We start from the raw sequence: 10347 nt of genomic DNA, 5'->3' as shown, positions 1-10347 counted from the left end.
GCTTTCTATTTTTTATGTCGGGATGACTGGATTCGAACCAGCGGCCTCTTCGTCCCGAACGAAGCGCGCTACCGGGCTGCGCTACATCCCGTACGGGGTCGCAAATCTACGCTATGAAAATTAAATTTCAAAAATAATTTTCGTTCTTCTTCCAAACCCGCTGCCACCCCGCCTTCCAGCGTATTACTTGCGAACCAGCCGCATGCTAATGATTGTTAACCCGACCGCCAGCGCAACGAATAAAGCCCCTACCCAGGGCGTCGCTTCCAACCCCAATGGCGACACCACCACCAGGCCACCAACATACGCCCCGATGGCGATGCCGATGTTGAACGAGGCGATATTAAAGGCGGATGCCACGTCTTCCGTACCCGGTAGCTCCTTCTCCGCGATCTGCACCACGAGCAGCTGCAAACCGGGCACATTCGCGAACGACAAGCCCCCCAGTACAAACAACGTCACGATTCCCCAAAGTTTGTCTTGCGCCGTGAAAGCGAATATCAGCAACACCGCCGCCTGCATCATGAACATCCACAACAGCGCCCGCAGCGGATTGCGGTTGGCCGCCTTGCCGCCCGCCAGGTTCCCTATCGCAATGGCCACGCCATACAACAGCAGGATCAGGCTCACAACGGATTCCCGCAAACCGGTGATCTCCTGTAATATCGGCGAGAGATACGTAAAAGCGACGAACGTGCCGCCGTACCCCATGGCCGTCATGAGGAAAGCAAGCACCAGGCGCTTATTCCCCAGGACTTTCAGCTGGCCGCGCAGCTGCGCCGGCTCGCCATTCTTCAGGTTGCCCGGAACCAGCACCGCACTTGCCACCAAGCCAACAGCCCCGAGCAGCGACACACCGATGAACGTTGCGCGCCAGCCGAAATGCTGCCCAATGAAGGTACCCAGCGGAACGCCCGTTACAATGGCGAGCGTGAGCCCGGCGAACATGATCGCAATCGCCGTGGCGCGCTTCTCCGGCGCCACGATGGCCGCGGCGATCGTGGAACCGATGGAGAAAAACACGCCATGCGCAAACCCCGTCACAATGCGCGCCAGCACCAGCGTCAGGAAGCCCGGCGCAATGGAGGCCAGCCCATTGCCCACGATGAACAACGCCATAAGGGAAATCAATAATGCCTTGCGGGGAATGCGGCTCGTGAGGGCAGTGAGCACCGGCGCCCCCACCGCTACGCCAATGGCGTAAAGGCTTACCAGCAAACCGGCGGAGGGAATAGATATCCGCATATCTTGCGCCACCGTAGGCAAAAGCCCTACGATGACGAATTCTGTGGTCCCGATGGCGAAAGCGGCGATCGTGAGCGCCCATAATGCCCCCGGCAGGCCCTTTTGTTCTCTTACGGGCAGCGCCTGTGCCACCGCCACCGCTTCTGGTATTCTAGCAACTGTATTCATTTCGATGATTTTGACAGATGCAAAATTCCATCAAACCAAATCATCATCCTAATAATATAAATGATACATTTGTATTACTAAAATTATACTTTATGGCATTGAACCTGGAATGGCTGCGCACCTTCAAAGCCATTTATGAGCTCGGCACCCTTACCCAGGCTGCGGACGCATTATACATCTCCCAACCGGGCGTCAGCCTGCACCTGAACTCCCTGGAGGCGTTTACCGGGTATAAACTGTTCGACCGCTCGGCCCGGCGGATGGTGCCGACCGAAAGAGGGAAGATCCTGTATAATTTCGTGCTGGAACCGCTGACGAAACTGGAATCGGCGGAACAGACGTTCAGCCGCAGCTCGCGTTCTGAAAGGTCCACCATCAGCGTCGGCATGTGCTTCGAGACATTCCAGTACACGCTGGAAGAACACATCGCAAATCTCCCCTTTAACCTCATCATCAAATTCGGCGACTATCCCGAGATGCAGCACGATCTCGGCAAAGGACTGCTCGACCTCATCGTTACCCCGCGCAAGGGCGATGAAAAGAACCTCGAATACCAGCCTTTCTCCAAAGAGCGCATCGTGCTCGTAGGCGGTCCGAAGCTGGATGCGAAACCCTTCCTGCAACACATCAAAAAAGGACAAAAACAGGAAGCCATCCACTGGCTGAAGGAACAGATATGGTTCAGTACCGCCGCGGATATGGAGCACCTCAAAAGGTTCTGGCAGGTGAATTTCAATTGCAACCTGGAATTCAAGCCCAATTTCATCGTGCCCAACATCAGCTCCATCATGCGGTGCCTGGCGGGCGGCACGGGCCTGTCCGTAGTGCCGGATTTCCTTTGCAGGGAAGAAATCAATGCGGGTAAACTGAAACTGGTGTGGGAAGGGGATCAATCTATCGAAAACACCCTGTATTTCGGGACGCGGAAGAAAACGATATATGCAAAAGAGATCGCGCAGATCAAGGATATTTTCCTCCACCGGATGAACTAACTTTTTCCACGGGTACGCTGCACCAGGTACAAGCCTGCCACCACGAGCATTACGCCGGCGAAGGTCCACCAGCTGAGGGGCTCGCCCATGAGCGCCGCTGATATGGCGAAACCGAAAACGGGACAGAGAAACAGCCAGAAGGAAGCTTTGACGGGATTGTCTTTCAACAGGAACAGCCATAACAATACCGCAACGATCGAAACCGGCCCCGCCAGCCAAAGCATCGACAGCAGCCAGAGCATATTGAAATGGTTCGCCGCCGGCTCGTACCAGCCGATCATCAGCGGAAAGAGAAAAATCCCGCCGAACAAGGTTTGCCAGCCGTTAATGGTGAAAATATGGAGGTCGCCCCATTTGCAGGCGGTGAAGTACAAAGAACCGATCGAGTAAGTGATCATGCTGAACAACACGAGCCCCAGCCCAAGTGGCGTCGCGTAGCTTTCAGCGAGCAACGGCCAGGCGGCCACGCCGATCCCCGCCATACAGAGCGCCAGGCTCACGAGCGTCACCGGCTGCAGAGGGCGACGGAGCCAAAAAGAGCTCATCAGGCTGATGAAAACGGGATTGGTGGCAGTTGCCAGCGCTCCCAACCCGGCAGACACCTGCTTCATCCCCACCACATAAATGCCCAGGTACAGCGATACGTTAAACAAGCCGTACACCGCTACCTGCTTCCACTCCCTCCCGCGCGGCAGGCGCTTTTTCAGCACCACGTGCGCCAAAATCAGCATGATGGCCGCCGCCAGGAAAAAGCGCGGCACAAACAACACGAAAGGCTGCACCGCACGCAAACCCAGTTTGGTGGCGGCAGCGGCGGAAGCCCAGAGAAAGGCGAAAATGATCCCCGCGGCAATCAGTTGTATACGACGATTTTCCAAAACATGTTAAAACTAGAAAACTGATTCCGGAAAAAAACCGGTATTTTAGGCATAATTACGATCTCCAATCCTATGCGCTACTTCCTTTTATCCCTGGTGATGCTGGCGTTTTTGCCAAATCAAGCGCAACACCGCACAGCCCGCTTCCCGCTGTGGACCTTCCATCAGCACAACATCCGCATCTACGGCGTCAGCGTGGGCGCATTCTCCCTGAACAACAAAGCGAATACGACCACCAACGGCCTCCGGCTGGAAGTGCCCGGCGCAGGGCTCCTGCTGAGCTTCATCCCGCGCGCGCCCTGGGACTCCGCCAATGGCTACATCCCGGAACCCGTTCCCCCGCAGGAGCAACCCGAAAAAGTAAACGGCATCAACCTTTCCGCCACGGGCGGCATGTGTTATCACATTAATGGTATTTCCGTCGGCGGGATTACGCAGGTCAACTGGCGCATCAACGGGATTTCTGTGTCGGGCATGGCCAATATCACGGAAGTCATGAACGGGATTCAATACGGAACCGTTAATATTTGCTCAAAGGCCAACGGCATCCAGCTGGGCATGGGCGTACGCACGGAGCGGCTCCGTGGTATCCAGATCGGGCTCGTTAATGCCAGCAAAAACACGCGTGGCGTGCAGATCGGACTGTGGAACGAAAACGAAAAACGCAAATTGCCCATCGTCAACTGGAACTTCCGTTCCTGAATTCCCTACAACGCAATCTCTTCCGCAATCCCCAGTGAAGCGAGGAATGCCTCGTCGTGGGAAACCACCAGCAAAGTCCCGTCGTACCCGTTCATGGCCGCCGTGAGGATCTCCACGTTCTGCATGTCCAGGTTGTTGGTGGGCTCGTCGAGGATGATCATGTCCGGCGCCCTGGTGCCGATATTCAACACGCATAGCAACAGCCGCATCCTCTCCCCGCCGCTCAGGGCGGAAGATGGCTTATTCCAGTCCTCCGGGCCGAACAGGAAACGGTTCAGCCGCATTTTGACTTCATGCTCTTCCAGCGCGCCGGGATTATGCTTTTGCGCCTGTTCGTAGACGGTCAGCCCGCCTTCGAGGTAAGAATAATCCTGGTCGATGTACACCGCCCGGAAATCCGCCCGCTGCAGCGCGCCTTCCGAAGGCTCCAACTCACCCAGCAGCAACCGGATGAGCGTCGTTTTGCCGGAACCGTTGCCGCCGCGGATGGCGGTACGGTCACCGCTCCTGACCTGGAAATCAAGCCCCTCCTGCCAGAGGAGCTTTTCCCCGAACCGGATGTTCAGCGATTGCGCGGTGAGCAGCACTTTCCCTTTATGCAAAGCAGAATCATCGACATTCAGCTTCATCTTATCGATATCCGGCAATTCCCTGCGGAGGCGGTTCACTTCATCGGCGATGCCGTCCATTTTTTCGGCATGCGCTTTCTTCAAACTGGCGGCGCTCTTTTCCGCGTTGTTGCGGAGAGTATTGAGGGTGATGGTGGGAACGTTGGATTTGTCCTGCTTCTTCCTGCCGCGCGCGTCCAGTTTCGCTTTGCGCTCCATGGCTTCGCGTTCGGTTTCCCGCGCTTTGCGCAGGGCCTTTTCGCGGCTGTGGAGATCCTGGCGTAGTGCGTCCTGCTCAATCGCCTTTTGTTCTTTGTAGAAGTCGAATCCGCCGCCGTACACCGTGATCCCTTTCTTACCCAGCTCGAACACTTCGGGCAGGAGCCGCAGCAGGGTGGCATCGTGACTGACGAGCACGAGCGTTTGCCGCCACCCGGCGATCAGCTCGCGGAGCAATGCGCGCCCGGCGCCGTCGAGGTGGTTGCCGGGCTCATCGAGCAGGAGGAACGAAGGCTGGTTGACGAGAATGCCGGCGAGGAAGACGCGCGTCTTTTGTCCGCCGCTCAGCGCTTCGAGCCGGAGGTCCAGCGGCAGGCCGGCCAGGTGCCAGTGCGCGAGGGCTTCCTGGCAGCGTTCTTCAACAGTCCAGTCGTCGTCCAGCGCGGCCATGAGCGCGTCGGTCACGTTCCCGCTGAGGATTTCGCGCAGGGCATGCAGGCGCTCACCGGCACGGAGGGCCTCGCCTACCGTCAGGTGGTCGAACTGCCCGAAATGCTGGGGGATGTAGTACGGGAGCTCGTCGCGCCGGATACTGCCGGTTAATGGTTGCAATTCCCCCGCCATGAGCCGGAGCAATGTAGATTTCCCTGCGCCGTTCGGACCAATCAATGCAATTTTTTCTCCGCGGTTCACCGTAAAATGAAGCCCGGAAAACAATACGTCTTTATTGGGATGCGCGTAAGTAACGTCTTGAAACGCCAACATGATTTTCTTTCTTTAACAGTGAAGAATAACGGCGGCCGGGGTAATGTGGCCACGCAGTTACGGGTTAATTTGGAAAGAAAATAAATCTCACATGCTGGTACGAATGAAGTTTAAAATGGGATGCAAAAATACAAAATTCTGCGAAAATGCAAATTCCCGCTTAATCCCACCAGAGATACAGCGTGCCGGTTTCTTTCATTTCGGCCGCCAGGGCAGCTACGGTGAGGGTGCCCTGTTCCACGACGTCCGGGCATAACGCATACACTTTCTCCGCCATGGCGTCCCAGTCTGCCGGTGCTTTCAGCAGCCTTGCTTCCAGCCAGTCGTAATCCGCGCCCATGATTTCGAACGGCGTTTCGGCATGCCAGGATTTGAGCGTGGTGATGAGCGCGTCGCTGCCGATGTCGTAATTCGGGGCTTCGGTGCCTTTGCAGCGGAGGATATCGAACTGGTCGTTGGACTTTATGATGCCGATAACGTCGGGGCCATGCCCGAATTTTTGTTCGGAGCGGAAAACGATGTAGCCGTTGCCGTGAAGCGCTTCCTTCAACCGGCGGATCATTCCTTCGGCTTCTTCCTGCTTAGCCTTGAACTGCAAACCGTGCGGCTTGTACAGTTCGAGGACCGTCTTGCCTTCCGCCACGTAATACACTTCACGTTCTGTGGCCAGCCGGGAAAGCGGGGCGGCGGTGACGCTGCGGATATTTTCCACAACGAAAGGATCGAACTGAACGGAAGCGGCCATTTTGTAATCGGATGCCCCGGGGTTCGACAAGGCCTTCCGGTCGCCGAAAAGACGGCGGAAAAAATCAATGATTTTCATGATTCATCAAGCATTACGGACCGGTGGCGATGGCCCACCGGCATTTACTTACCATTTCCTGCATTGCTTCCGTTGGCACATTCCCAACGGAATTATCGATTTCCGGTTTTTCGAACATGTCTCCTGTTTCCCGCCCGGTGTTGCCCTGCGCTGCTGCAGGATTTACGGCAGCGGCGGTATAGCCACGGGCAGGTGGAATGATTAGGTCAGGGATGAATTCGCTAAAAAGGATCTGCGTACAAAATAGTGTTTTTCCGAAGATATTGTATGCAAAAGGCTCCGGGAAATAAACCGGGAGCCTTTGCAAAAATGTACAGCCGGGCCCTGACGCTGGCCTGAAATGTGTTACACGGGTTTCTGTTTAGAAATTGGATTCCACGATCAGCTGCGCCCTTGTGGCGTCCACGAAATCCATGGGAATAATACCGTACCGGCCATACGTATTGGTGGTGAAATATGTATTGATGCGCGGGTTGATATTATTGGAAACCGTGGTGATGCTGGGGATGCCGAAGATGAGGGATTTATAACCACTGGTGAAGTTGATGAACAACGTGTTGTTGGTACTGGCGTTGGCTTCGCTGAAAAGATTGGTGACGCCGGTCCATTTCGCGTTGTTGTCGGGCACCACGTACTGATCCTGCACGCGCAGCGTAGCGTCGGCGTTGCTGCTGGTGAAGGTGGTATTGTCCGCCCAGTTGGTGGCGTCGATGCCTTTGGGCGTGGAAGCTGCGCCGAAACGGCGGAGGAGGACGATCTTATTGCGGACGCTGCCCAGGTTGGGCACGGAAGCGCCCATATGCCAGCGGCCGGGGTTCACGGCTACATAGGAATCGAATGTTTGCTCGAAGCTGCGGGTGTTGCCGGTGGGATCGTATTCTTCCTTCACGCACATGATGATGGTTTCGCCTGGGTGGTTGTCGAGGAAGGAAAGACAGGCGGTGATGACGTCGGTGAAATTCAGGTTTTGATAGATGCTGCCGTGGTGGATGGCGAATGCATCGCCGATGTGGCGACAGCGGATGTCGAGGAAGCGGACGCCGGCTTCCAGTTGTTCGCCGATGGTGAGGTTCTGGCATTTGGCCGTACCGCCGATGGGCTCGAAGCGCGCGCCGGAATCGTGGGTGCCGGGGATGGTGATGCGGGCGAGGTTCGTATTGTCCGGGAGGCCGGTCATCCAGCTGTTCATAATGGCCAGTAAGTTAGCCTGCGGAGCGGAATTGGAGCGGCTTTCGGGCCGGAGAAGCGATTGGGTTTCGCGGGCGTCTTTATTGCAACTGATGCCAAAGAGGGTAATGGCCGCCAATGCTGCGGCTTGCAAACGGGTTTTGATGCTCATAACGTAAATGTGGGTTTGTGAAGGGTTATCCTATCGCTGCTGTCAGGGCCGGGCTGTTAGCTGAAAATAAGCCGGAATTTCCAGCTAATCTTCAACTATATCGTTTTAGCACCATGATTTAAGACAAAAGTCATATACCGTTTATGGAATTGCGGCTTGCGGAAAAAGCAAATATATCCTAACTTGGCGGGCTACACATGCATACCGGCAGCAACCGGCGCTGTGGTCATCAAATTCAAGCGGCAAAACTCAACAATGATGCATAAAAAAATCCTTGCACTGGGCATGGGCCTGGCCACGATCCTCGGTACCGCAGGCACCGCGGCCGCCCAGGAGCAGCAACACGCGAATTCCGTGAAGGCGGCGGCAGACCAGAAAGAACTGATCGGCCGGTGGGATATCACCATCGACCAGAACGGCCAGCCGGCCCCCTCCTGGCTGGAAGTAAAGCTCTCCGGCTTCCGTACCCTCGTTGGCTATTTCGTAGCCACCTCCGGCAGCTCGCGCCCCGTTTCCCACGTGAAGTTCGAAAACGGGAAGTTCAGCTTTACCATCCCCCCGCAATGGGAAAGCGGGAAAGGCGACCTCACCGTAAACGGCGAAGTAACCGCCAGCGGCCTCAAAGGCACCATCTCCTACCCCGACGGCGGCACCTTCAACTGGACCGCCGTGAAAGCCCCGGAAATGAAACGCACCGCGGCACCGTCCTGGGGCAAAGCGATCAAGCTGTTCAACGGCAAAGACCTCACCGGCTGGAAAGCTGTAGGCGCCCCCAACCAATGGGAAGTGCGCAACGGCATCCTCACCAGCCCCAAGTCCGGCGCCAACCTCATCTCCGAGCAGAAATTCACCGACTTCAAACTGCACGTGGAATTCCGCTACCAGAAAGGCAGCAACAGCGGCGTGTACCTGAGAGGCCGTCATGAAGTGCAGATCGAAGACAGCCCGAAAGACGCGCACCCTTCGTCCACGCTCTTCAGCGGTGTATACGGCTTCATCGCTCCCAGCGAAATCTACGCCCTCGGCCCCGATACCTGGCAAACCTTCGACATCACCCTCGTTGGCCGCCACGTCACCATCGTAGTGAACGGCAAAACCGTTGTGAGCAACCAGGAAATCCCCGGCATCACCGGCGGCGCGCTCGACAGCAACGAAGGCGAACCCGGCCCGATCTACTTCCAGGGCGACCATGGCCCGATCGAGTTCCGCAAGATCGTCATCACCCCCGCGAAATAATCTTTCCCGGATATACAAAAAGCCCGCTCCATTTCCGAGCGGGCTTTTTTAGTTTATCAGGCCGGCGTTTGAATTTCGCAATATCCGCTTTCCTTCACGCAATTTCCCTTCTCCGCAAAAACCGACATTTGGGCATGCAAAATTTATCCGCAAAAGTAATACTGGTGACCGGCGCCTCCAGGGGCATCGGCGCCACCGTTGCCCGCGATCTGGCCGCAGCGGGCGCAAGCGTTATCGTGAATTACGCCGGCAGTAAAGCCGATGCTGCAAACGTGGTATCCTCCATTACCAGCGCTGGTGGTAAAGCCATCGCCGTGCAGGCAGATGTAAGCGACCCCGCTCAGGTGCGCCGCCTGTACGATGAAGCCATCGCGCATTTCGGGCGTATCGATGTGCTGGTCAACAACGCCGGCATTATGATCACGAAACTGATCAAAGACACCACCGATGAGGATTTCAGCCGGATGTTCGACATCAACGTAAAAGGCGTTTTCCATACGCTCCGCGAAGCGGCGACCCGGCTGGCCGACAACGGGACCATCATCAATTTCTCCACTTCCGTGAACCGGATCATGATCCCGGGTTATGCCAGTTACGTGGCCACCAAAGCAGCGGTGGAACAACTGACCCGCGTATTCGCCAAAGAAGTGGGCGCGCGCGGCATCAACGTCAATTCCATTTCGCCGGGGCCCACCAATACCGAGCTGTTTACGAACGGCAAATCCGAAGAAACGATCGCCAGGCTGGCGGGGTTGTCTGCCTTCGGGCGCATTGCGGAGCCGGAAGATATTTCCCGCGTGGTGGTTTTCCTCGCCAGCGACGATGCCAAATGGATTTCCGCCCAGAACATCGGCGCCAACGGGGGCATGGCATAAATGAAAAATCCCGGCGGGCACTGGCCTGCCGGGATTGCTAATGATATGCGGCGCGTATTATAATTTCACTTTCGCACTTTGCCGCTCCGCCTTCTTTACAATGTCTGCAACGGTTACGGGTATGCCCTTCTTCAACCGGCTTTCCTGCGCCGCATCCATAAAAGCATAAATGCCGATCGTTTCTGCTTCCGGCGCTGGCGGCAGGCCTTTTTGGAAAAATTCGATGATCGGGGGCATGAGGGGTGCGTATCCCGTGAAATCGCCCAGGGGCATGTGCCCTTTATCGCCGAAGGCATGTCCTCCGAAATTCCACATATCGCTGCGGATACCGCGCAGCGTACCGATGCGGCCTCCCTCCCATTCACCAACCACCACATCCGTGTCGCCCGCCTGGTAATGCGTCACGCGGCGGCAATCGGGCCCCAGCATCGTGAAAAGCATCTCCACCCCATGGATACCGTACCAATAGAGGTCGGGGTGTGAGGGCTCCGTGGGCG

General features: G+C 56.4%; 9 protein-coding genes, 1 tRNA gene and 1 pseudogene. 4 read left to right on the top strand and 7 right to left on the bottom strand.

Annotation, left to right across the window (positions count from 1 at the left end):
* Positions 1 to 17 precede the first annotated feature (17 nt).
* Positions 18 to 91, bottom strand: a tRNA-Pro gene (locus tag Q0510_RS22510).
* Positions 92 to 183: 92 nt separating this feature from the next.
* Positions 184 to 1341 carry an MFS transporter gene (locus tag Q0510_RS22505; protein WP_366941030.1) on the bottom strand — a complete coding sequence of 386 codons (1158 nt, stop codon included), beginning with the start codon at positions 1339 to 1341 and terminating at the stop codon, positions 184 to 186.
* Between the two features lie 164 nt (positions 1342 to 1505).
* Here Q0510_RS22505 and Q0510_RS22500 point away from each other — a divergent pair, with 164 nt between their 5' ends.
* Positions 1506 to 2405: a LysR family transcriptional regulator gene (locus Q0510_RS22500; protein WP_298716742.1), complete on the top strand. Its 900-nt coding sequence runs from the start codon at positions 1506 to 1508 to the stop codon at positions 2403 to 2405.
* Here the strand turns inward: Q0510_RS22500 and Q0510_RS22495 are convergent.
* Positions 2402 to 3283, bottom strand: a complete 882-nt coding sequence (locus tag Q0510_RS22495) for a DMT family transporter (protein WP_298716740.1) — start codon at positions 3281 to 3283, stop codon at positions 2402 to 2404. The genes Q0510_RS22500 and Q0510_RS22495 overlap by 4 nt on opposite strands.
* A gap of 72 nt (positions 3284 to 3355) precedes the next feature.
* On the opposite strand from Q0510_RS22495, the gene Q0510_RS22490 reads away from it, so the two are divergent.
* Positions 3356 to 3985: a hypothetical protein gene (locus tag Q0510_RS22490; protein ID WP_298716738.1), complete on the top strand. Its 630-nt coding sequence runs from the start codon at positions 3356 to 3358 to the stop codon at positions 3983 to 3985.
* Positions 3986 to 3990: 5 nt separating this feature from the next.
* Here the strand turns inward: Q0510_RS22490 and Q0510_RS22485 are convergent, their stop codons facing one another.
* The 3 genes from Q0510_RS22485 to Q0510_RS22475 all read right to left on the bottom strand — a co-directional run bounded on the left by Q0510_RS22485 (position 3991) and on the right by Q0510_RS22475 (position 7739).
* Entirely contained in the window at positions 3991 to 5577 is a 1587-nt protein-coding gene (locus Q0510_RS22485) for an ABC-F family ATP-binding cassette domain-containing protein (protein WP_298716735.1), read from the bottom strand.
* 160 nt (positions 5578 to 5737) lie between these two features.
* Positions 5738 to 6400 carry a DUF4253 domain-containing protein gene (locus Q0510_RS22480; protein ID WP_298716733.1) on the bottom strand — a complete coding sequence of 221 codons (663 nt, stop codon included), beginning with the start codon at positions 6398 to 6400 and terminating at the stop codon, positions 5738 to 5740.
* A 361-nt stretch (positions 6401 to 6761) separates the two neighbouring features.
* Positions 6762 to 7739 (bottom strand): phosphatidylinositol-specific phospholipase C, encoded by a 978-nt coding sequence (locus Q0510_RS22475; protein ID WP_298716731.1) that lies wholly within the window; start codon positions 7737 to 7739, stop codon positions 6762 to 6764.
* A gap of 255 nt (positions 7740 to 7994) precedes the next feature.
* Between Q0510_RS22475 and Q0510_RS22470 the strand changes: the two genes are divergently transcribed.
* Both Q0510_RS22470 and Q0510_RS22465 read left to right on the top strand, forming a co-directional pair.
* The gene (locus tag Q0510_RS22470) at positions 7995 to 8975 is read left to right on the top strand and encodes a DUF1080 domain-containing protein (RefSeq protein WP_298716729.1); all 981 of its coding nucleotides are present in this window, start codon (positions 7995 to 7997) and stop codon (positions 8973 to 8975) included.
* A 134-nt stretch (positions 8976 to 9109) separates the two neighbouring features.
* Positions 9110 to 9850, top strand: coding sequence for an SDR family oxidoreductase (locus Q0510_RS22465; protein WP_298716726.1), 741 nt, complete (start codon positions 9110 to 9112; stop codon positions 9848 to 9850).
* 57 nt (positions 9851 to 9907) lie between these two features.
* Here Q0510_RS22465 and Q0510_RS22460 read toward each other — a convergent pair.
* A pseudogene (locus Q0510_RS22460) lies at positions 9908 to 10347 on the bottom strand (gfo/Idh/MocA family oxidoreductase); the annotation flags it as partial.

This window comes from uncultured Chitinophaga sp. (assembly GCF_937874145.1).
In the GTDB taxonomy this organism is placed as follows: domain Bacteria; phylum Bacteroidota; class Bacteroidia; order Chitinophagales; family Chitinophagaceae; genus Chitinophaga.
This window is presented reverse-complemented; position numbering and strand designations above follow the sequence as displayed.